This window comes from Acinetobacter pullicarnis (assembly GCF_006352475.1).
GTDB classification, from domain to species: domain Bacteria; phylum Pseudomonadota; class Gammaproteobacteria; order Pseudomonadales; family Moraxellaceae; genus Acinetobacter; species Acinetobacter pullicarnis.
The window spans coordinates 800,112-824,128 of sequence record NZ_VCMZ01000001.1 but is presented as its reverse complement, the minus strand read 5'-3'; the positions used below and the strand labels follow the sequence as shown (position 1 = coordinate 824,128).

19 protein-coding genes are annotated in these 24,017 nt (G+C 42.1%); 9 read left to right on the top strand and 10 right to left on the bottom strand.

Annotation, left to right across the window (positions count from 1 at the left end; genetic code table 11):
• The first annotated feature begins 135 nt into the window (after window positions 1-135).
• The 3 genes from gigA (at window position 136) to FD716_RS03460 (ending at window position 2,587) form a co-directional block, all read left to right on the top strand.
• A complete protein-coding gene (gene gigA, locus FD716_RS03470; RefSeq protein WP_139850975.1) occupies window positions 136-1,104 on the top strand; it encodes an RsbU family protein phosphatase GigA in 969 nt (322 codons plus the stop codon).
• A gap of 113 nt (window positions 1,105-1,217) precedes the next feature.
• Window positions 1,218-1,739 (top strand): anti-anti-sigma factor GigB, encoded by a 522-nt coding sequence (gigB, locus tag FD716_RS03465; protein WP_139850974.1) that lies wholly within the window; start codon window positions 1,218-1,220, stop codon window positions 1,737-1,739.
• Between the two features lie 17 nt (window positions 1,740-1,756).
• Complete coding sequence (locus FD716_RS03460; protein ID WP_139850973.1) at window positions 1,757-2,587, top strand: carbon-nitrogen hydrolase family protein; 831 nt, start codon at window positions 1,757-1,759, stop codon at window positions 2,585-2,587.
• Window positions 2,588-2,666: 79 nt separating this feature from the next.
• Here FD716_RS03460 and gspE read toward each other — a convergent pair whose 3' ends face one another.
• Window positions 2,667-4,154 (bottom strand): type II secretion system ATPase GspE, encoded by a 1,488-nt coding sequence (gene gspE, locus FD716_RS03455; RefSeq protein WP_139850972.1) that lies wholly within the window; start codon window positions 4,152-4,154, stop codon window positions 2,667-2,669.
• Between the two features lie 102 nt (window positions 4,155-4,256).
• On the opposite strand from gspE, the gene FD716_RS03450 reads away from it, so the two are divergent.
• Window positions 4,257-5,078, top strand: coding sequence for a hypothetical protein (locus FD716_RS03450; RefSeq protein ID WP_139850971.1), 822 nt, complete (start codon window positions 4,257-4,259; stop codon window positions 5,076-5,078).
• 9 nt (window positions 5,079-5,087) lie between these two features.
• Window positions 5,088-6,014 (top strand): mechanosensitive ion channel family protein, encoded by a 927-nt coding sequence (locus FD716_RS03445; protein WP_139850970.1) that lies wholly within the window; start codon window positions 5,088-5,090, stop codon window positions 6,012-6,014.
• 160 nt (window positions 6,015-6,174) lie between these two features.
• Here the strand turns inward: FD716_RS03445 and FD716_RS03440 are convergent, their stop codons facing one another.
• Window positions 6,175-8,997, bottom strand: coding sequence for a DUF2339 domain-containing protein (locus tag FD716_RS03440; protein WP_139850969.1), 2,823 nt, complete (start codon window positions 8,995-8,997; stop codon window positions 6,175-6,177).
• A gap of 162 nt (window positions 8,998-9,159) precedes the next feature.
• Here FD716_RS03440 and polA point away from each other — a divergent pair, with 162 nt between their 5' ends.
• Complete coding sequence (polA, locus tag FD716_RS03435) at window positions 9,160-11,931, top strand: DNA polymerase I (protein WP_139850968.1); 2,772 nt, start codon at window positions 9,160-9,162, stop codon at window positions 11,929-11,931.
• Window positions 11,932-12,034: 103 nt separating this feature from the next.
• Here the strand turns inward: polA and FD716_RS03430 are convergent, their stop codons facing one another.
• Genes FD716_RS03430 through ppx form a run of 5 tightly spaced genes read right to left on the bottom strand, consistent with a single transcriptional unit; the run spans window position 12,035 to window position 17,159 of the window.
• Window positions 12,035-12,604, bottom strand: coding sequence for a YggT family protein (locus FD716_RS03430; protein ID WP_139850967.1), 570 nt, complete (start codon window positions 12,602-12,604; stop codon window positions 12,035-12,037).
• 25 nt (window positions 12,605-12,629) lie between these two features.
• A complete protein-coding gene (proC, locus tag FD716_RS03425) occupies window positions 12,630-13,460 on the bottom strand; it encodes a pyrroline-5-carboxylate reductase (RefSeq protein WP_139850966.1) in 831 nt (276 codons plus the stop codon).
• A 27-nt stretch (window positions 13,461-13,487) separates the two neighbouring features.
• Window positions 13,488-14,840, bottom strand: a complete 1,353-nt coding sequence (tilS, locus tag FD716_RS03420; protein WP_139850965.1) for a tRNA lysidine(34) synthetase TilS — start codon at window positions 14,838-14,840, stop codon at window positions 13,488-13,490.
• Window positions 14,777-15,601 (bottom strand): acetyl-CoA carboxylase carboxyltransferase subunit alpha, encoded by an 825-nt coding sequence (locus FD716_RS03415; protein WP_139850964.1) that lies wholly within the window; start codon window positions 15,599-15,601, stop codon window positions 14,777-14,779. The genes tilS and FD716_RS03415 overlap by 64 nt, the downstream gene beginning before the upstream one ends.
• A 37-nt stretch (window positions 15,602-15,638) precedes the next feature.
• Window positions 15,639-17,159 (bottom strand): exopolyphosphatase, encoded by a 1,521-nt coding sequence (gene ppx / locus FD716_RS03410; RefSeq protein WP_139850963.1) that lies wholly within the window; start codon window positions 17,157-17,159, stop codon window positions 15,639-15,641.
• Between the two features lie 275 nt (window positions 17,160-17,434).
• Here ppx and trxA point away from each other — a divergent pair, with 275 nt between their 5' ends.
• The 3 genes from trxA to FD716_RS03395 all read left to right on the top strand — a co-directional run bounded on the left by trxA (window position 17,435) and on the right by FD716_RS03395 (window position 19,986).
• A complete protein-coding gene (trxA, locus tag FD716_RS03405; protein WP_139850962.1) occupies window positions 17,435-17,761 on the top strand; it encodes a thioredoxin in 327 nt (108 codons plus the stop codon).
• Between the two features lie 330 nt (window positions 17,762-18,091).
• Window positions 18,092-19,360: a transcription termination factor Rho gene (rho, locus tag FD716_RS03400; RefSeq protein WP_139850961.1), complete on the top strand. Its 1,269-nt coding sequence runs from the start codon at window positions 18,092-18,094 to the stop codon at window positions 19,358-19,360.
• Window positions 19,361-19,653: 293 nt separating this feature from the next.
• Entirely contained in the window at window positions 19,654-19,986 is a 333-nt protein-coding gene (locus FD716_RS03395) for a hypothetical protein (protein ID WP_407641863.1), read from the top strand.
• Between the two features lie 244 nt (window positions 19,987-20,230).
• On the opposite strand, the gene FD716_RS03390 is transcribed toward FD716_RS03395, so the two are convergent.
• From FD716_RS03390 to pheS, 3 genes are read right to left on the bottom strand one after another with little or no spacing between them, the layout of a single operon-like run.
• Window positions 20,231-20,530, bottom strand: a complete 300-nt coding sequence (locus tag FD716_RS03390; RefSeq protein WP_139850960.1) for an integration host factor subunit alpha — start codon at window positions 20,528-20,530, stop codon at window positions 20,231-20,233.
• Window positions 20,527-22,908 carry a phenylalanine--tRNA ligase subunit beta gene (gene pheT / locus FD716_RS03385; protein WP_139850959.1) on the bottom strand — a complete coding sequence of 794 codons (2,382 nt, stop codon included), beginning with the start codon at window positions 22,906-22,908 and terminating at the stop codon, window positions 20,527-20,529. Before pheT ends, FD716_RS03390 begins: the two co-directional genes overlap by 4 nt.
• A 31-nt stretch (window positions 22,909-22,939) precedes the next feature.
• Window positions 22,940-23,920 (bottom strand): phenylalanine--tRNA ligase subunit alpha, encoded by a 981-nt coding sequence (gene pheS, locus FD716_RS03380; RefSeq protein ID WP_139850958.1) that lies wholly within the window; start codon window positions 23,918-23,920, stop codon window positions 22,940-22,942.
• Window positions 23,921-24,017: the final 97 nt, after the last annotated feature.

Below are 24,017 nucleotides of genomic sequence, written 5' to 3'. Positions count from 1 at the left end.
TTTTCAATCTATTGTTAAAAGCATGATATAAGTTTTATCATGCTTAATTCGTCAAAATTCATGTTTTATGGCTATTTTACTTAATACATGAATCAAGACAACTTTTCCGCCCGAACAGGATGCACTATCTTTTCTATGTATTTCATTCAGCCCACACGAAGCATTGCAAATTTGGATCAAATTATTGATGCACTTCCAAATTTACACATGATTCGCATAGACGATATTCATCTATATGATCCCACGATCATTGCCATCGCTGATGTTCAGGACTATCTAGAATATCAGTGGTGCCTACCCACTGTGGTGATGGCACAAGAAGATGAAGGGAGTGCATTGTCACAAGCTTGGGAGCTTGGCGCATTAGCTGGCTGGATTTGGAGCAGTTTACCCAGTGATCTTGAACACTCATTACTGAAAATTGATGCCCAATATAAACGCAATCAAGACAGTCGTGACTTGCCCTCAGCCGCAGATCTACAAAAAAAACTTCTTCCCAATCCAATCGATCTGCAAAATTACAAAGTTGAAACCCTCTTTCAACCTTCGGCTTATTTGTCTGGTGATTGGTATGATTATTGGAAAATTAGCGATAAAGAGATTATGTTTTACCTCGCTGATGTTTCTGGCCATGGCGTAACCAGCTCATTACTTACCTCATGGATGGCAGCCTTCCATGGTCGCTCAAAAACTCCACGCGAATTGATTAAAAAACTTAATGGTATGCTCGTTCAAGAAAACATAGAAAAACATATCACCATGATTGCAGGAACCTTAAATCTAGAAACACATGCATTGAAGTGGTCAAGTGCAGGGCATTATCCTCCTGCTATTATATTTGAACCAAATCAAGCACCTAAAATATTAAACACCAGCAGTTTTCCACTTGGTCTTACCGAAGACTTAGAAGTTGAAGAGTTCGAATGCTTTCTAACACGTCATGCTCGGTTTATTATTTGTTCAGATGGTGCACTCGAACCATTTGATGGTGGTCTGAGTGAGCAATTCGCCCAATTGGTCCATCATTTGCAAAATCAATCATTTCAAGCACCGAGTCATGTTGCTGATGACATCGCGATACTCAGCCTTAGAAGAATGAATTAGCTTTATAATCAATAGAATACAAAAAAATATAGCACTCTAAGTTACGTTCCTACTTGAGTATCGACTTGCGCTATGTGATAATTTTCCCACCCTTCTCTGCAAATGGCATTTATATGTCAACAGGTCATGTTGAATATGCAAGCTTGGATGGCACCCACATCTTTAAACTTATTGGTGAAGTGCGCGCTCAGTCTTGTATTAGTCTAGACAAACTTTTGGAAAGGATTGAACAACAAAAAAACGTCATTGGCGCAATTGTTGATTTAACCCAAACCACATTTATCGATAGCACGGTATTAGGTGTTTTAGCAAAATTAGGTCTTAAGCTTAAGCAAATCCACCACATCCAAGCCGTCATGTTATCTACAAATCCAGATATCACAACCTTAGCCAATAGTATGGGCTTAGGGCAGGTTTTTGTGATCCTTAACTATTGTGGGGATCCAACGGTCTGCACGCGTGCATTAATCGATGACAATGTTAGCCATAATGCCATGTTGTCTACGGTTTTAGATGCGCATAAAACCTTGATGAAACTCAATCAAAATAATCAGAATATGTTTGAGCCATTGGTGAAAAAACTCGAAAAACATAAAGATACAATGGAATCTGTATCTGATCAGCAAAACGCTTAAATCAAAAGGAATTGATCATGACCTTGCTTTCTGTCGCACAAATGAATTCTCAAAATGATATTGAAGCCAATTTCAATATCATTGAGTCTTTACTCCAACAAAGCCAGTCACAAGGTTCATCTTTAGTGGTTTTTCCTGAAAATTTCGTCTGTTTTGCTGCAGGTAAGCAGCGCGAAACAGCGGAACGATTTGAAGAGATTCAACAACGCCTAGAAGCTTTAGCACATCAATACCAAATTTGGATAATTGCAGGTACCTTACCGTGTCCTTTTCGTCCAGATGGTCGCATTGTCAGCGATGGACGTGTTCGCACCGTAAGCCTTTGCATTAGTCCAGAAGGTACTGAGGCACGTTATGACAAAATCCATCTATTCGACGTACAGGTCGGTGATGGTGTCGGTGGCTATCAAGAATCTAAGTTTTTTGAACCTGGCTCTGAACTGGTTGTTGCTGCAACTCCGTTTGGCAACATCGGCATGATGGTTTGCTACGATTTACGCTTTCCTGAAATGGCATTACGTCTCAGACATTTAGGTGCCAACATCCTCACCGCACCTGCCGCATTTACCTATACAACTGGGCAAATGCATTGGCAGTTATTGATTCAAGCCAGAGCAATGGATAGCCAATGTCAGGTATTGGGGGCAGCACAACAAGGGTGGCACGGCGAAAAGCGTCAGACTTGGGGACATGCTGCAGCAGCAGATAGTCGCGGTAAACTCCTTGATATCGTCTCGACTGAAGGTACACAACTGATTACCGTTCCGTTTGACCTTGCACAGCAACAAGCCACTCGTCTAGCAATGCCTTTACTTGAGCACCGAAAACTACTTTCGTTTAGTCACTAAAAATTGATTAAAACCAATCTCATCATATAAAGAAATGCCCCAATTCAATTGGGGCATTTCTGTTTTTCAGTGGCCTTGTTTACTCTTCAATCGCATTGGTCACCCTAAGCACTTCTTCCACCGTGGTCTTCCCTTTCAGCACTTTACGCAGACCATCATCACGAATCGAACTGGATTGTTTACGTGCATAACGTTCAAGCTCATATTCAGCAGTGTTGCCATGAATGAATCGACGCATTTGATCATCAATGGGTACAATTTCATAAATCGCGGTACGGCCACTAAAACCCGTATGTGAACACTGCTCACAGCCTTGTGGCTGTGGCAATTTCAATACTGGTTCAGCACTGAGCTGTTTAAACAGTTCGGCTTGAAAAGGGTCCGCTTCGTGCCAAGTATGACAATGTACACAAAGGGTACGCACCAAACGTTGTGCGACCACACCAATTAACGAACTTGAAAGTAAAAATGGTTCAATGCCCATATCTTGCAGACGAGTCACTGCACCAATCGCAGTATTGGTATGCAGCGTCGATAAAACCAAGTGACCTGTTAATGATGCTTGAACGGCAATTTCTGCAGTTTCAAGATCACGGATCTCCCCGACCATCACCACATCAGGATCTTGGCGCAACATGGCTTTTAAGGCGCGCGCAAAAGTCATATCCACTTTGGTATTGACCTGCGTTTGCCCAATCCCCTCAAGTTGATACTCAATCGGATCTTCTGCGGTCAGAATATTTTTAGAGCCATCATTTAAATCAGACAAAGCCGCATAAAGCGTGGTGGTTTTACCCGAACCTGTTGGCCCTGTAACCAAAATAATTCCGTGCGGTCGATGTACCAGTTGGTTCATGCGCTCATAGTCTTCGGCCATCAAGCCCAAATGGGTCATGTTCAAACGGCCAGCTTGCTTGTCTAGCAAACGCATCACCACGCGCTCACCGTGTGAGGATGGCAAAGTCGAAACACGGACATCCACTTCACGTCCGGCTAAACGCAGTGAAATACGACCATCTTGTGGTACGCGTTTTTCAGCAATATCCAGTTTTGCCATGACTTTAATACGCGATACCAGCAATGGTGCCAATTCACGACGCGGCTGTACGATTTCACGCAACTGACCATCAACACGCAAACGCACAGACAGTTTTTTTTCAAAGGATTCAATATGAATATCGGAGGCATTGACACGAATAGCTTCTGAAAGCAAAGCATTGATTAATCGCACAATTGGCGCATCATCTTCCTGATCCATTAGATCTTCAGTTTCAGGTACTTGGTCTGCCAAGCTCAATAAATCGGGGTGATCTTCAAGGCCTGCAGCGACTTGTTGGGATTCCCCAGTTTCACCAGCATAACTTGAACTCAGTAGTTGATCAAAATCAGATTCACTACTTAACTGATACTGGACTGGTCTACCAACATAACGTCGTGCTTCTTGCAAGGCGATTTGTGCAGTATCTTCACGGCGAACAATATATACTTGATCACTGTCATAGCGCAGTAAAATGCCATGTTTTTTTGCAAAACTATAAGGGATTTGTAATTGTTTGAGCGTTTGCATTATAACTGTGAATAGCGATTAAAAGTCTCTTGAGTGTACGCGAAGCAAATGACAGCGTGAAGTCAGTTTTGAAAAAGAATACGAGCAGAGGAAAAGCTACTCTTGTCAAACAAACCAGAATACCTAGAACATGATCTACCGAACCTAAAATGGTGGGGTGAGGAAAGTTTTGAAATTAATCAAGCGAAAACGTGGCAGTTTGGCTCGTTATTATTTCGTTTAACGCGCGGAATGCAAGAATGGCGTTTGGATTACTATCGGCCACAGACTCAGTTTGACTATCAACAACAATGGCATCGTATTCATGATATCGGAATGGCATTTCCACAACCGATTCATGTAGAACGCTATATGTTCAAAGAGACTCATCGCGACTTCCGTATCATGCCACGACTTGCTGACCGCTCTGTGGTCATTAAACCAACCAACCCAATTTATATTCCTGCGGGACAACGCGGCACTTTGTATATCAGTACCCCATTATGGATTGCTGGCTTTGTACAGGGACAAAAAGATCCGCTTTTCGATTTACCGGTTATTTTACCGAAAGACACCTGGTTTGGTCCCAATAAACAAAATGGTGAAATGTGCTATGCAACTGCGGTGGATGGCCGCACCGACTTACAGCAACTAACACCCCGGGCCTTTCGTGCTGTCACACCAATTGAGTTTCACAACATTAGTAATCAACAGCTTCGTTTCGATCGAATGAATGTTCCAGTCACGGCACTGCCGCTCTTTTATAGTGAAAGTACTGGCCGACTTTGGACCTCACAAATCAAAGTCATTCATGAGGCTTCTGATAAACCACCGCGTGTTCGAATTGAAAATCGCACCCCACCAATGGCTGGCGAAGTGATTTATGTTCATCCTGCACGTTCGCCAGGTGGTGCATTGTTCAATATGTTTGATTCATTCTTCTAGGAAAAGGCTATGGCACAAACCGATCTAACCCAGGATGTCCTGAATGGTCTTGGAAGAATTTTCAGCAGTGTTAACACCAGTCGTTTAAGTGAGCTGGCACTGGCATTGGCCTTATGCTTTTTTGGCTTTATCCTCGCGCGTTTAATTTCAAATACATTTATCCATACCATTGGTGTGCGCTTCAATGCGCATCAACAATTGGTCTGGAGACGCGGGATTTTCTATTTTATCTTCATGCTGTTTGTCGTGGCGGGTTTAAAAGAAGCAGGCTTTAAGCTGAGTGTGTTCCTTGGTGCAGCAGGTATTTTGACTGTTGCCTTAGGTTTTGCCTCGCAAACTTCTGCCACCAACTTAATTAGTGGTCTGTTTTTAATCGGTGAGGGCTCTTTTGAAATTGGAGATACCATTCAAATTACCCTGATCCGTGGCCACACCATTGAAGGTGAAGTAATCTCGATTGACTTACTGTCCGTGAAACTGCTGACTTGGGACAATGTCTATGTGCGTTTACCCAATGAACAACTGATTCGCGCCCCCGTTCATAACTTATCGAAATTCCCAATCCGACGTATTCCGATCACTATTGCAATTAATTTTCACGAAGACATTATCAAAGTACGCGAAGTCTTACTCGAAGTTGCTGATCACTACCCTTTAGTTTTGGCAGACCCTAAGCCATTGGTCAGCGTTACCGCCTTTGGTGAATCTTCCATTGAATTACTGTTTGCACTCTGGTGTCGTCAAGAAAACTTCATTCAAGCAAAAGATGAAATGCATGAATTGATTCGCAATGGTTTTGTTAAAAATCAAATTGAGATCCCAGTACCTAAAATTGGTTTTGTAGATCGCCCACTCACCCCAAACAGTGCACTGGCTGAGGATGAGTTAGACCGCTATGCCAATCAGCAAGCCATCAAGCGCGAGCCCAAGCTATAAAGAGTTGATCTGCTTTAAAACCTAAGCCGCAATTTAAAAGAATGACGGTAATCCACAACTCCATAAACCGTAAAACGAACAAACGCTTAAACTAAATCCCATACGCTAGACTGAGCTATGGGATTTTTTATGCAATATGATCTAGGGTTTAAATATCCCGTTATTGCTGATTATTATGGGCATTCGACGCTGCTTCTGGCATCGGTGCAATATAAGCGATTAATAACATTATTAGTCCTGCGCCCAAGAAAGAGCACACCCTCAGCAAGGTTCCTATATGCGATAAATCGAGTAAAACCAATTTTAAAGTTACAATCACCAACAAGCTTGCACCTAAAACCCATAGGGCACGTATTTTCTTCTTGGTGGCAAGGGTCATACTGACAAAGGCCAAACTCACCCAAAGTAAAGTCAAACTCAACTGCACCCCAGCATCTTGCCAAAGCGCCAATTGGTTATATGGCGTATCAAGATAAAAATGTAAGCCACGCAATAAAATATAACTGCTTAGCCACAACACACTTAGCACCGCTAAAATTGCCAGAATCCCACGATCAATCTGAGTCTTGAGCTGTAAAGACAGCATCCACAAAAATGCAGCCAAGCCCAATAACGAAACAATATCGACAGGATTGAGCAGCGGTAACCAGTAGCCTTGAAAAATATTTTTGGCAAATAACTGTGAGGCAATCATCCATGCCATCATTAACAATAAGCTGCTTTTGGACATCCAAATCAACAAGACACCTTCGCGCTGACGATGCTTAAAACACCATGCACAATAAAGGAGTGGCAGTAAAATACCACTGACTTCTGGCATTGCTGGCCACAAACCAATACTGGCTAAACTTAAACTAATCAACGCCCCAAAACTTAAGGGCTCTCGCACTGTCTGAAAGTCCAACCTCGGCCGAATAAACATCAAAAATGACAATAAAGCTGCAATACTAAATCCCCAGTGATCGAGATTTGATGACCACTGCACAGCCCCATCCACATACTGATGACCGATAATTGCAATCGCGAAAATGTTAATCGGGGTCAGTGCCAAGTATTTCGGCATAAACCAAGTCCATGTCGCACCGCACTTGCTTAGCACTTCATTTAAAAATGCCAAGACCAGCAGTGCTGCCAATAAGATCGGTACGCGAGCCTGTGCATCTGGGAATTGATCGGTCAATAACACTAAAAACAGCATGCTTGAGAAAAACATCAGCACCGATTGAAAGATCAATATGCCCGTGCTGTATTGTTCCCTGAATACGGCACGGCTATTGCCCAAAACCACCACAGCAGCAAAACAAAAACTAAGGCTCCATAAAATTAACTGCGGCAAACTATCGAGTTGCAGCACATAATAAACACTGGACAGCCCTGCAACGCTCAGTAATGCCATAGCCAAAGCATGGCTAACCACAGAACGTCTTGATAAAGCATAGATAAAGACCAATACCGCTTCCATCGCCCAGCCCATCACACTCCATTGCTCTGGCAATAAAATCGGTGGAATCAAGCTCAAGAAAATTAAGGTTAAACTCAGATAACTATTGGCAATGATCGCTATCGACTGCAAACGTTTTGCCCATTGATAAAGTATGGCGAACAATCCAGCAAAGCCCAAACTCAATGTGGCTTGCCAAATAGCTTGCTGAAAATACAACAGATAAATCAGAATATAAGCCAGCAATGGTGCACCAAAAATCATGGCAACATCGAGAACGGGCTTGAGCTTAAATTGCGCTAAGTCTTGTTTGGCCAACAGTTGACTATAGCGAAAGCCTTGCCAAATAAAGATCAGACTATGCGCTAAAATCAATATCAGCATGGGCAATTTTTCAAAATCTGCCCGATACAATGCATAACTTGTGGCAATCAATAACGTGCAGATAAAGGCCAGATGATGCAATATTTTCCACGGACGTAAACTACTAATCACGGCGATTGCCAGATTAATACACCAGTAGTAGCTGATTAACTCGAGACTACTAAGCTCACGCACAGGCAACGTAAATGGCGCAATATAAGCCATCAACATGGTCATCAAAGCCAGCTCGATTGCATTCTGCTTTAAACTCAGCCATATCGACAGCAGCATAATGCCGCTAAATAACACTGCTGCCAAAGTAAATGAGGCAATGACTTGATTGTAATAGGCAAAAAATAGCGTTAAAAACAATCCAGCTTGCCCCAGTCCCTCAAGTCCCAATCCAAAGCCACGATTGCCAGGTAATAGCCGATAACCCAATCCATAAACTGCTAGGCTGATGCCTGCGATAATGCTCAGCTGTAAAGCCAGTTCCAACTGCCAATGCTCTGTGGCAAAACGCAGCAATAAAATAATCCCGATCAATAAAATACTGATCGCGGCCTTGAGTACTGGGTTTCCGTGAAAGATCCATTGCCGTAATTGTTGCGCAAGATCTAGCGATGCTGTAGGCGCTTCGAACTGCGTGTTTGGCGCAACACCCTGTAACCCCGCGTGAGGGTGTACGGCCTGTTGATGATTGTTTGTTTGATTCGGTAATAGATTTGAATCAATGGCATCAGCAGTATGAATGGTAGAAGCAATACTTGGTTTAATCTCTGCTTTCGGTATTTGAATCGATTGTTCAAAATGGCTGAGACTTCGATTTAGATTATTCAACTGTTGTTCTAAACGTCGCAGCCAACGCAGGAAAAAGAAAATCCAAACACTCATTCCAAATGCAGTTAACCAATGCCAACTCATGATCCCACCGACTATAGCCAGCAATGACGCTAGATAGAGTGGGACCTTAGAGTTGGCTTGGACGGGTTGTTGCAACTGAACAGCAATGTCTTGTGTGGGCTTTTGAATTAAATCAACATATTGCATCACACTGATCACCAAGGCCAAAACACATACATAGCTGATGAGATGTACATTCAAAAACCACGCAGCAATTGTGACGATGGTGAGTAACATCAACCAAATGATTCGAATCTCATTTTGTGCTTTGGCCATCTTGTCTTTATGCTCTGCTTGTCATCAACAAAGCATATATTAACTGAGATAAATCATTTGCATCATTATTCTTCAGATATGTAATAGGCAATTGATCATGATTCTGCGCACAGCTTAAAAATCACGTACAATATGCCAGTCAACTGGATTAGGAATGTTTCGATGCCACCCTTTGTTTTGGTCGATGGGTCATATTTTTTATTTCGTGCTTATCATGCACTCCCCCCTTTAACCACTTCAACTGGCTTACACACCAATGCCATTCGTGGTGCCATTGCTGCAATCCAAAAACTCATGCGTCGGATTCAACCAACGCATATGGCTGTGATTTTTGACACGCCAGAACCCACCTTTCGCCATAAGCTTTCACCGATCTATAAAGGTGACCGCCCAAGCATGCCTGAAGACTTGGCAGAACAAATTCCCTATTTGCATCAACTGATTCGTGCACTTGGTATTCCATTACATACCTTGCCAGGTGCGGAAGCCGATGATGTGATTGGTACATTGGCGAAACGTGCTGAAAAAGCGGGTTATCAAGTCCTGATTTCGACTGGCGACAAAGACATGGCGCAGCTGGTCACCGACAAAGTCACCTTAGAGGACAGCTTCAAAGATCGCCCAATGAATATCGATGGCGTCTTTGAAAAGTTCGGGGTCTGGCCACATCAAATTATTGATTATTTAACCCTGATGGGCGATGCATCCGATGGCATCAAAGGCGTGCCAGGGGTTGGTGCTAAAACAGCCGCAAAACTCTTAAATGAATATGATTCCTTGCAAGGGATCTTGGCCAATGTCGACAGCATCAAAGGTAAAGTCGGTCAAAGCTTAAAAGATAATCAAGAAAATATAAAACTGGATCATCAATTGGCCAGTATTGTATGTGATCTCGATTTAACTTTTGGCTACGATGATCTTAAAATTGACAATCCAAATGTTGAACAGCTGCGCAGTCTCTATACCGAACTCGAGTTCCGTAACCAACTGCAATCCTTAGATCATCCAAACAATCCCAATAATGCCAGTTATAAACAAACACCAAGTGCGCCAAAAACTGCAGCAGTCGCACAAGCGGCAGCAACAGCAGATAGCACAGAACAAGCAACACAAAGCAGTGTCGATGATCAATTGGGACAAGCCACCTACCACACGGTACTTAGCCAAGCAGATTGGGACAACTTATTTGCACGCTTAAATAGTGCTACACGTTTTGCAATTGACACTGAAACCACCAATCTTGATTATCGTGTCGCGGAAATGGTCGGATTCTCGGTGGCTTTTGATGCAGCCGATGCCTATTACGTGCCATTGGCACACGACTACGAAGGTGCACCACAGCAACTTGATCGCGATACAGTGCTGGCGCAGATCAAACCCATTCTAGAAAATCCGGCAGTTGAAAAAATTGGACATCATCTCAAATATGATGCGCATATCTTGCACAACCATGGCATCCAGTTACAAGGCTGGTATTTCGATACCATGCTCGCCTCTTATGTATTCAATGCGGCAGCAACACGTCATGGCATGGATGATGTGGCTCGGGTTTATCTCAGCCATCTGACCACGTCTTTCGAACAAATTGCAGGTAAAGGCGTCAAGCAGAAAAGCTTTAATCAAATTGAGCTTGAGGTGGCCGCACATTATGCAGCAGAAGATGCACATGTGACCTATCGTCTTTATCAAGTCCTTGATGCAAAACTAGCAACGATTCCAGAGCTTAAACACATTTTGCACAACATCGAAATGCCAGTTGCCAATGTACTCACACAAATGGAAGAAAATGGGATTCAACTTGATCTTAGCTTCTTAGATCAACTGGGCCTCGATTTCTCTAAAACGATTTCAGGTTTAGAAGATCAAATCGAAGTTTTGGCCGGTGAACGTTTTAATGTTAGTTCCCCTAAACAAGTTGGAGAAGTTCTTTTTGAACGTCTTGGACTCAAAGGTGGCAAAAAAACGGCAACTGGACAATACAGCACCAGTGAAAGTGTTTTAGAAAAAATTGATCATCCAATTGTGTTTTCAATCTTGGAATATCGCGGATTATCTAAACTCAAAAGCACCTATACCGATGGCCTGCAAAAACAAGCCAATCCAGAAACACATCGCGTGCATACCAGTTACCACCAAGCGTTGACAGCAACGGGTCGTTTATCCTCCACCGATCCAAACCTGCAGAATATTCCTGTGCGTGAAGAAATTGGCAGACAAATTCGTAAAGCCTTTGTCGCACCAGCCGGTCGCCTCTTGCTTGCAGCGGATTACTCGCAAATTGAATTGCGTTTGATGGCGCATTTCTCTCAAGATGAAGCCCTCGTCCACGCCTTTCAAAATGGCCAAGATGTGCATCGCCGCACTGCAGCAGAAGTCTTGAGTATTCCACTCGAAGACGTCACTCAAGATCAGCGCCGTCAAGCCAAAGCGGTTAACTTCGGCCTGCTCTATGGTATGTCTGAATTTGGTTTAACCCGCCAGCTCGGCTTTAGCCGTGCAGAATCACAAAATTATATTAAGCAATATTTTCATCGTTATCCGGGCATCTATGAATATATGCAGCGCACACGTCAAGTTGCGTTAGAACAAAGTTTTGTTCAGACCATTTTAGGTCGTCGCCTATATACGCCAGATATTGATGCACGAAATATGATGGTGCGTAAAGGTGCTGAACGTGCTGCGATTAATGCACCGCTGCAAGGTAGTGCGGCTGAGATTATCAAATTAGCGATGATCGAGGTGAATAAAATCCTGCCGCAAGACCAAGCCAAATTGTTATTACAAGTACATGATGAATTGGTGTTTGAAGTCGATGCTGCGATTGCCGATCAGCTTGCTATACAAATTCAACAGGTCATGCAAGATGTGGTGAAAATTTCCGTCCCACTGTTGGTTGAAGTGGGCAAAGGCCATAACTGGGATGAAGCTCACTAATCCGATCTGATCTGCTCTCATGCAAAATCAAAAAAGCCTTTCAGTTTAAAACTGAAAGGCTTTTTTGATGCACCTGCGATTTAACCGATTACAGCATTTAAGCTTATAGACCGGTTAATAGGGTAATCGCAACAGCATCCATAATTCTTTGAATCACAAATAAGGTCAAAATTGCCAAGATTGGAGAAAGATCAATCATGCCCATATTCGGAAGTAAGCGGCGAAATGGTGCCAATAACGGCTCAGCTAATTCTTGAATCACTTCAATATAAGGCGAACGTGACTGAGTAAACATCACCACCCAACTCAAAATAATCGTCGCGAAAATTAAATAACGACAAAATGTGATTAAATCCTGAATCATCGTGACAAAAGTCAAAATAAGTAAATGTACGGCACTATTTGGCATCATGTGAGAGAGATACATCACGCCAAAAATTTTCATCAAATACAAAACAACCACTAAGGTCAAAGCCGCTAAATTCACGCGTCCTTTGGCTAAAGTTGGTAAAATTCGGCTAAATACATCTACGATGCGTGTTGCTTTTACTGTTGCCATCACCACTGGGTTATATGCACCAACCTCAGCCAATTGCATTAAAAAGCGGAAGAAGACCAGCAAAATTGCCACGTTCATGATGATGCCGAAAATTAGCGAAGAATTCGCACCCATACTTAACGTCCCTAAATCAAATCAATTATTTAACACTTTCACTCAATTCTTGTGCCAATTCTTGGCTACGTTTTTGCGCAGCAGCCAAAGCAGTTTGAATATTTTGTGAAATTTGAGCACGATCAAAAACTTCTAAAGCTGCTTGTGTTGTGCCATTTGGCGATGTCACATTTTTACGTAATTCTGCTGGCGAGTTTGAACTGGTAATCGCCATTTGCGCTGCACCCAATGCCGTTTGCAAGGTTAATGCTGTCGCTACTTTTTCATCTAAGCCCATGTTTTTACCAGCACGAATCATACTTTCCATCATATAAAAGAAGTATGCAGGCCCAGAGCCTGAAACAGCAGTGACAGCATCAATTTGTGCTTCACTATTCACCCAAATCGTTAATCCTGTTGCAGCCAAGATTTGACTGGCCAAATCACGATCGGCCTGACTCACTTCCGCTGGTGCATATAGACCATGCGCTCCAGTCTGTACCAATGCTGGGGTATTCGGCATAACACGAACCACACGTTCAGCACCAGTTAAATGGCGAATGCTTTCAACTTCAGCACCAGCCACAATAGAAATAATCAGTTTGTTTTCAAAGCGACCATGTAAGGGTTTCAATACATTCGACAGTGCCTGTGGCTTAACTGCCAAAATCACAACATCAGCATGCTGAATTGCGACAGCATTATCATCAGTGACATTCAGTTCTTTTTCTAATAATAATTCACGGATTTGCTCAATCGGATCAGACACCGTAATACGTGTGACTGGTTGTCCACGACTAATTAGGCCACCAATCAAGGCCTGCGCCATGTTGCCACCACCAATAAAACTGATATTACAATTTAGAACCGCACTCATACATCACACTCAACATTAACTTTTTTATCACTGAGAAATTATTTTTGGCAACCAACCATCAACCACACAATATTCCGATTGCGCTAACCAAAATCCTTCTGGGGTAAAAACACCAAGCATAACATTATCTATACTTAATATTTGAATTGTATGACGCAGCCAAGGAAAAATATGTGCCTGTTGAATGGCTTTTTTCAACGGCCAACTTCCAACTCTGCCATAAAGATGGATTTTTTCACCACCCACCCGATGCTGTAAATCTAAATTCTGTTCGAGTAATTCGATCGCTAAACCCATCGCACCCGTAGAGATTTGAAATAGTCCCGATGCCAACATAAACTGTTGATCTGGCACAAAGTTAACGGTACAACACGGTACGAGTACATCTTGCTGATGCGCAAGATACAATGCTTTCTCTAGACGATATAGGCGCTGTTGGTAACGAACATAGTAATAACCATCGCAATGCAATGCCGCTTGCGCATCAGATTTTGCTGCAATGACTTCATCTTGCAAGCGATTCACCATATGTAAAGCAGGCCGATATTGCCCATCACCTTTCATCCAAAAAGATAAAAGCTGGCGTTGTCGCGCTGCAGATAAACACTGTAGATCAATCAAATTTAATTGTGTTGCCGTGCCACAAGCCTGCCAATCTTGCTGTAATACTTCTTGCAAAATTTGATCGGCATCTTGCATTAATTCACTGCTACGTGAAATCGCTTGTTGCATTTTGGCAAAGCGTTGCTGAATAACTGGCCAAAGTTGGAGGCGACACCAAGCACGATCATAATGCGTGTCTATATTGCTCGGATCATTAATATAAGCAATGTTTAACTGTGTAGACCATTGGCCAATCTGCTCACGAGAAAGATCCAATAAAGGCCGCCAAATCTGGTAATGCTGACGTGTATCAATAGACTTCATTGCCGATAAGCCAGTTACACCCGCCCCAGAGAACAAACGCAACAACACTGTTTCCGCTTGATCTTGCTGATGATGTGCTAAGACCAATACATCATCCGCTTGCAAATATTCGGCATAAGCTAGATAACGTGCTTCCCGTGCTTGATTCTCTAAATTGCCTTCAGATACTTGTACTGCTGCAATAACACAGGGAATATTCAACTGCTCACACTGCTGCTGCACCAACTTCCCCCAAGCGCCACTCGCAGCTTGCAATTGATGGTCAACATAAATAACTCGAAGATTTTTCGGGCAAATTTCAGACATTAGAAACAACAACAGCATGGAATCCATGCCGCCGCTACATCCAACTAGAAACTGAGTCGTTTCTGGAAATTGAACAAATTGATTTAAGACACGAGTCCTAAATTGTTGCTGCCAAACTTCATTAAACGTTGATAACGTGCTTCGCATCGTTCATTTGCATCCATTGGCTCAAGTTGTTGCAAGGCTTCTTTTAGAATTGCTTTCAACTCATCCATGACTTTGGCTTGGTTTAAATGTGCACCTTCACCTTCATCAACGACATATTCAACAATACCCAATTCTTTTAACTTATCAGCAGTTAGGGCAAGCGCTTCACTCGCCTGCTCCGCTTTTTCTGAAGTTTTCCACAAGATTGATGCACAGCCTTCTGGTGAAATCACAGAATAAATACTATGTGACAACATCACCACACGGTCAGCCACACCAAGACCAATCGCACCACCAGAACCACCTTCACCTAAAATAGTCGCAACCACAGGTACTTTCAGGCTAGATAGTTTTGCCAAATTGGTCGCAATGGCTTCTGCTTGGCCACGTTCTTCTGCACCCACACCAGGATATGCGCCCATCGTGTCGATAAATGTAAAAACGGGTAGATTAAAACGTTCAGCCATATCGAATAATCGTTGTGATTTACGATAGCCTTCAGGATTACACATCCCGAAATTGTGCTGTAATTTTTCACGCGTACTGCGACCACGATGTTGACCAATCACCATAACGGCTTGTCCCTCAAAACGGGCTAAACCACCAATCATTGCGCCATCATCCCCAAAGAGGCGGTCGCCATGTAAAGCATCAAATTCAGTGAAAATTTCACTTACATAATCCAAAAATTGCGGACGTTCTGGATGGCGTGCAATTTGAACCGTTTTCCATGCTTTAGACTGAGCTGCTTTATTTTTCATAGGTCGATCATTATCCCTAGATTAACGCTTACGACAGTTAACTGATAAATTGTTCCGACTGAATATTCAAGTCAATATCCCAATGCTTAAACTGCATCTGCTCATCGAGCAAATCAGCCACAAGCAATGGCCATTGTTTGGCATCGCCAGAAACGTTCAGTTGCCATTGTTGCGCATCTAAGACCTTTAATTCAATGGCAGGAAGCATCTCATCACTGCGACTATGATTCAATAAAACAGCAAGGCGTAACAGCAAACATAAACTCAGCAGCTTTTGTCCACCGAATTTCTGCACCTCTAACTTGTCATCTCCACGTAATTTACGACGATGATGACCGACCAAATGTGACAAATGATTCTGATCAATCTGCGAAAAACCAGGAATATCGGAATGCTGTAATAAATAAGCACCATGACGATGATAACCACCATGACTGATCGCCAACCCGACTTCATGCAAATACCCCGCACGACGCAACAAATCACGATCATCATTATTTAAGTCTAATTTATCGACAACATGATCAAAAAGTTGCTGAGCAGTATCAACCACACGACATGCTTGTTTTAAATCCGCTCCATAACGTCCCATCAAGGCTTGCACACTGCGATCTCGGACATCTTCATGTTGAAAACGCCCCAAGAGGTCATACATCACCCCTTCTCTCAGTGCACCATCCGAATAACTCAGCTTATCGATTGCAAGTACATCAAACACCGCATAGAGAATGGCCAGACCTGCGGGTAAAACAGTACGTCGATCTTCTTTGAGTCCGTCAAAACTCATATCAGAAACATGCTTAAATTTTAAAAGCTTATCTTTAAGTTTCTCGAGGCCTTCACGGGTGAGATTTTCTTGTTCATCACTCCACCCCATATTAATCGTGATCAAACGGCAGGCTTTTATGGTTCCACTTGAACCGACAACTGTATCCCAACCCTCTGACTTATAAGTATTGGCAATACCTGACAAAGCTTTGCGCGCAGCAACCACAGCCTGTTCAAAGGCCTTCACACTGATATCACCATTTGGAAAAAAGGTTTTGGTGTAAGCAACACATCCCATTTGTAAAGATTCGGTATGAATTGGATCAAATGCTTCACCAATAATCAATTCAGTCGATCCACCACCAATATCAATCACCAAACGCCGACCACTATTGGCCAAAGTGTGTGATACCCCCAAATAAATCAGACGGGCTTCTTCTCGTCCTGCAATAATTTCAATCGGCTTAGGTAAAATTTCAGCCGCTTTTTGAATAAACTCTTGACCATTTTTAGCCTGACGTAAGGCATTGGTCGCGACAATCCGCAAACGATTCGTCTGTACAGAACTCAAACGCCCAACAAAACGGGCTAAACAAGCAAGACCGCGTTGTTGCGCAGCCTCAGTCAAATTTTTATTTTCATCTAAACCAGCAGCCAATTGTACTTTTTCTGACATAGAGGCAACTTTTTTAACTTCACCGTGATCAACACGGGCTATCGCTAAATGAAAGCTGTTTGAGCCCATATCAATTGCGGCTAACAATTCTTCATCAATTAAAAAATCAGACATTATTTATACAAGCTCTACGAAAACTGCGCTTAGATTAATTCACCTACAAGCAATTTAAAAGCCATTTATACAAGTACAATGAATGAGCCCTATATTTTCTTTATATATGACAATTGTGTTACACCGATCGTCGATATCGTGAGCTCCAATTGGACAATTTAACAATTAAGATTGAAAATTTACTTATTAATCGACATTGTTAAAAATGATGCTGTAATGAAGTAATATAGAATACATTGATTGCATCATCTTTATCACTATTTTGGAGAAAACCCATGTCTGGCAATATTGTAAATACGACCGATGAGAACTTTGAAGCTGATGTTCTAAACTCAGACACCCCTGTATTGGTTGACTTTTGGGCAGGTTGGTGTGCACCTTGTAAAGCAATCGCACCTGTACTTGAAGTACTATCAACTGAATATCAAGGTAAAATCAAAATTGTAAAAGTTGATGTCACGACATGTGAAGCCACAGCAGTAAATTACAACATTCGTAATATTCCAGCACTATTATTGTTTAAAAATGGTGAAGTTGTGGCTCAACAAGTCGGTGCTGCACCTAAATCAAAATTGACCGCGTTTATCGAAGACAACATTTAAGTCTCCTTTAATCGTAAAATACCGAATGCGTTATATTTATAGCGCATTTTTTTCATTCGAAAATTGACAAAGCGCTATATCTCACTTATATTGCTTGCACAAGAAGCATGAAGATTTATTATTCATCGTTTCTTATTAGGACACAAAACATAAAATCGCCACTCGGCAATAGGATTTGTTTCATACATTTTCTCCTCGAAAGTACTTATTAGATTTTAAGCATTGATTATTTTAAACAATAATCACGGCTAACCTCTTGCAATGTGACGATTTTTACTTCTTTCTCTATATCCGTGTACTACACATATCCTTATATCTATCTGATCATTTATGAACTTAACTGAACTCAAGAAAAAACCTATTGGCGAACTCATTAAAATTGCAGAGTTTATGGGCCTTGAAGGAATGGCGCGTAATCGTAAGCAAGACATTATCTTCGCCATTTTAAAGCGCCACGCCATGAATGGTGAAGAAATTTTCGGAGATGGTGTACTAGAAATTCTCTCTGATGGTTTTGGCTTTTTACGTTCGGCAGCGGGCTCTTACCTTGCAGGCCCAGACGACATCTATGTGAGTCCATCACAAATTCGTCGTTTTAACTTACGCACAGGTGACACAATTACCGGCACGATTCGTCCACCGAAAGAAGGCGAGCGCTACTTTGCATTACTAAAAGTTAACCAAATTAACTACGACACGCCTGAAAATTCTCGTAATAAAATTTTATTTGAAAACCTCACTCCATTATTCCCGACTGAACAAATGGTCATGGAGTTAGGGAATGGCACATCTGAAGACCTTACTTCACGTGTTGTCGACTTAATCGCGCCAATCGGTAAAGGCCAACGTTCAATCATTGTTGCTCCACCTAAAGCTGGTAAGACAATGTTATTACAGAACATTGCTCAATCGATTGTCCGTAATAATCCTGAAGTTTTTCTGATTGTTCTTCTGATTGATGAGCGCCCAGAAGAAGTAACTGAAATGGAACGTACTGTTCGTGGTGAAGTCATTGCCTCAACTTTTGATGAAGCACCTGCGCGCCATGTTCAAGTTGCAGATATGGTTATTGAAAAAGCAAAACGCTTAGTTGAACACAAAAAAGATGTGGTTATCTTACTTGACTCAATTACTCGTCTCGCTCGTGCTTATAACACCGTGATTCCATCATCTGGTAAGGTTCTCACTGGTGGTCTAGATGCACATGCTTTAGAACGTCCAAAACGCTTCTTTGGTGCTGCACGTAATATTGAAGAAGGTGGTTCACTCACTATCATTTCTACTGCGCTGATTGAAACTGGCAGCAAGATGGATGATGTGATCTACGAAGAATTTAAAGGTACAGGTAACCAAGAAATTACACTTGATCGCCGTATTGCCGAAAAACGTGTATTCCCAGCAATGAATATCAAGAAGTCAGGTACACGTCGTGAAGAGCGTCTCATGGACGAAGATAAACTACGTAAAGTTTGGATCTTACGTAAACTCCTCCACCCAATGGATGAGCTTGCTGCAATGGAGTTTTTACTCGATCGCATGAAAGAAACCAAAACCAATGATGACTTTTTTGACCAAATGAAACGTAAAGCGGCAAATTAATTGAGTTTTACGATAAAGCCCTCTTTTTAGAGGGCTTTATTTTTGGTTGACTTTTTTTACATACAATTACAATTAGATTTTAAAAATGTAATTTTTAATATACCCATTTTTACCACCCCACATCAAATGACAAAAATCATTAATTTTTAATGATTTAATTGGATCATCCCTATTAATATTCGCTTTTTGATTGTTAATAACTGTTAATAATAAAAAGTTTTTTCAAATTCTTAGTAGAAATTCTTCGTGCGCAGTGATAGCATGTTCACAGACCAGTTAGGCTGCTCCATGCGTTGTTAACCTATCTAACGTTAGGAAGAATAAAAGCACACAACAGGCTAACTAAGGTTTTTTTTTATCTCAAATATTTTAATGAGAGTGATGCCATGTTATTCAAGAAAATTGCTATTGCTGCTGCTGTTGCCACTACTTTAGCTTTCGTTGGTTGTACTAAGAAAGATGACAAAGCTGTAGATACTGCTGCTGCTTCTCAAGCTGCTGTTTCTGAAGCTGAAGTTGCTGCTTCTGCTGCTGAAGCTGAAGTTGCTTCTGTTGCTGCTCCTACTGAAGCTTCTGCTCCAGTTGACAACGCTCCTGAAGCACCAGCTTCTGAAGCTGCAAAATAATCTTTATTGATTATTAGCTAAAAAAGAGAACTTTTCAGTTCTCTTTTTTTATGCCCATTATTTGATAAGAATACCCTGACCGAACACAGCACAAGCAGCATCGCTCATAAGTGCATTAGATAAGACATCCACCCGCCACTGCAGAACAAGCTAAGAATAAGAATCGCTATCCACTCAGCAAAATAAAAGATAAAAAAAACCCAAGTCTTAACGACCTGGGATCTTTTCACTAGATGACTGAAACTCAATCATCAATCAGTTCTGTACCCACACGCTGTCTAAACTTCTGCCCTGCACGGAAAGTCACTACACGTCGTGCAGAGATCGGAATCTCCTCACCCGTTTTAGGATTACGCCCTGGACGTTGACGTTTATCACGCAATTCAAAATTTCCAAAACCCGAAAGTTTTACCTGTTCGCCCGCTATTAATGCTTGGCTAATTTCATCAAAAAATAGCTCAACCATTTGCTTTGCTTCACGACGGTTTAAACTCGTAAGCTCACTTAAATGATCAGCCATTTCTGCTTTTGTTAATGCTGTCATGAGGCCCTCAATGTCGCTTGATAAGTGTCTTCCAACACTTGAATAATATGATCCATACCAGTTTTAATTTCAGCATCTTCAAGTGTGCGCGTAGGGTGTTGCCACAACAATGCAAAAGCTAGAGAACGTTTGCCCTGTTCAACGCCTTGCCCCTTGTAAACATCGAACAACCAAGTAGAGCCTAAGAACTCACCACCCGTTTTTCCGATAAGTTGCTGAATTTCGCTAACATTAATCTTATCACTAATTAAAAGCGCAATATCACGTCTAACTGTTGGAAAACGTGATAATTCTGTAAAACTAGATACATAAGTTTGCAAAACAGCACTCTGATCTAATTCAGCAACCCAAGTAGCGCTCAAATCTAGTGCATCTTCTAAATTTGGATGTAAACGACCTAAATACCCAATCGACTTCCCATCAACCATAATCTCAGCAGATTGACCAGGATGTAGCCATGCACGCGTTGAACGTACATAGGTAGCTTCAACACGACCTGCAGCAAGAATTGTTTCCACCTCACCTTTCAGGTCAAAGAAATCGATTGCTTGCGCTTTAGCATGCCAAGATTCAGCATGTTTCGAACCTACTGCAATAAATGCCAAAGTTGGAATTTGTTTGAGATCATTAATACTCGCTGCATTTTGGTAGTCAAAACGCAATCCGACTTCAAACAAACGGACCCGGCTTTGCTGACGATTCAAGTTATATTGCACACATGGGATCAAACTTGAAAGTAAGCTTGAACGCATCACGGCCAAATCACTTGAAATTGGATTAGCCAACCTTAATGGCTTCACCTCAGGATTCAGTTGTTTTTCTAACTTCTCATCAGCGAAACTAAAGCTGATTGCTTCTTGATAGCCCAAATCAACCAAAGTCTGACGGAGTTGTGGCAACTCAAACTGATCCGCATGTGCTGCAAACTTCACATCGAGCACAGGCAAACTAATTTGAATATTGTCATAGCCGTGTATGCGTGCAATCTCTTCAATCAAATCTTGGTAAATTACCAAGTCATAACGATGTGATGGTGGCAATACAGACCAAATACCTGCAGCAAGTCGCTCAACCTGACAACCTAAGCGCACCAATGCCGCGTCAATGAACTCTTCATCAATGTGATAGCCCAATAAAGCATCAACTTGTGTCTGATTTAAACCAATTAATTCACGCTTAGGCAATTGTTCAAGGTTTTCAGCCGTAGTAATCGGACCAAATTCACCACCCGCCAATTCCTGAATCAATTGCGAGGCTCTATGTATAGCTTGTAAAGGCAGCTCAAAGTCCACACCGCGCTCATAGCGCTGCGAAGCATCTGTATGTAGGCCATAACGTCTCGCACGACCTGCAATCGCCAATGGTGCGAAGAATGCAGATTCAAGAAAAATATCATGCGTCGTATCACTTACAGCTGAAGAGGCGCCACCCATGATCCCAGCCATCGCCAATACCTGAGCATCATCGGCAATCACCATAACGTCATCAGCTAATTTAACTTCTTGATCATTCAACAAAATTAAACTTTCGTTTGCGACTGCTTGACGAATGTGGATCGTGCCCTCAATTTTTGCGGCATCAAATGCATGCAAAGGTTGACCGAGTTCCATCAAAACATAGTTGGTGATATCAACCAAAATACTATGCTGGCGAACACCAGAACGTGCGAGTGCTTGGCTCATCCAGTCTGGCGTTGCTGCTTTGGTATTTACATTTTTAATCAGACGACCCAAATAGCGTGGACAACCTGCCGTCGTTACTTCTAAACTCTTTTCATCACTCAATGTTGCAGCAACTGTTTTCAATGCTGGTTCATTCATCGTGATTTCATTAATGACTGCAACTTCACGCGCAATCCCACGAATACTGAAGCAGTCACCGCGATTTGGCGTAATACTAATATCAATCACATGATCATCAAGCTGCAAGTATTCACGAATATCTACGCCGACAGGAGCATCATCAGGTAATTCTAAAAGACCATCAATTTTATCTTCAAGATCAATTTCAGAAGCACCACATAGCATCCCTTGAGATTCCATGCCGCGCAATTTGCCTTTTTTGATTTTGAAATCACCCGGAAGTACAGCACCAATCGTTGCAACTGGCGCTTTCATGCCGACACGTACATTCGGTGCGCCACAGACAATCTGTAAAATTTCATCTGTACCAATATTTACAGTTGTCACACGTAAGCGATCTGCATCAGGGTGTTGCTCCACAGTGAGCACTTCACCGACAACCACCCCCGTAAATGGTTTTGCTGCTGGTGAGATTTCATCAACCTCAAGACCCAACATCGTCAACTGATTAGACAACGTTTCACTATCAATGGCTGGGTTAACCCACGTACGCAACCAATTTTCGCTAATTTTCATATCTTTAAAATCCTAAAATTCAAATTTTGTTTTAAGCAAATTGACGTAAGAAACGCACATCATTTTGGTAGAACATGCGCAAGTCGTTAATGCCATAACGCAACATTGCAAAACGCTCAACACCTAAACCAAAAGCAAAACCTTTATATTTTTCAGGATCTATGCCTGCAGCACGCAGTACATTGGGATGCACCATACCGCAACCCAAAACCTCTAACCAACGGCCACGTTCATCCATAATGTCAACTTCAGCACTTGGCTCTGTAAATGGGAAGTATGATGGACGGAAGCGAACCTGTAGGTCTTTTTCAAAAAATTCATTCAGTAAATTGATCAGTAAGCCTTTTAGCTCTGCAAAGCTCGTATTTTCAGCAACATACAAACCTTCAATTTGATGGAACATCGGTGAGTGGGTTTGATCCGAATCACAACGATACACACGTCCAGGGCAAACAATCTGAATTGGTGGTTGCTGATTTTCCATAGTACGTACTTGCACACCTGAGGTATGTGTACGCAGCAAGTGATTCACATCAAAGTAAAATGTGTCATGCATCGCACGTGCAGGGTGATGTCCAGGAATATTCAATGCTTCAAAGTTATGATAGTCATCTTCAACTTCTGGGCCTGTCGCAATCACAAAACCTGATTTTGTAAAGAATTGGCAGATACGCTCTTGAACTTGCACAACGGGGTGAATACTTCCTAAGCTTTGACCACGCCCAGGCAAGCCAATATCAATGGTTTCTGTTGCGAGCTTTTGAGCTAAAGCGGCTTGATGTAATTCAGCTTGACGCGCTGTCAATGCTGAATTAATCGCTTCCCTTACCGTATGTAAGGCAGCGCCTTGAACTTTACGCTGTTCAGGTTCCATTTTACCCAGCGCTTTTGATTGTTCTGCGAGCTGGCTTTTTTTCCCTGTAAATTGCACCCGTACATGTTCCAGTGCAGCAAGGTCTTGAGCTGCTGCAATTGCAGCAAGCGCTTCGGTGGTCAGGGCTTCCAGTGACATATTAACTCTCAAAGAAACAATATAAAAAAATAATAATTTAACCGCCTATTCTAACAGTTTTTAGGTACATTGAAGAAGCTTCCTCTACAGGAAAATC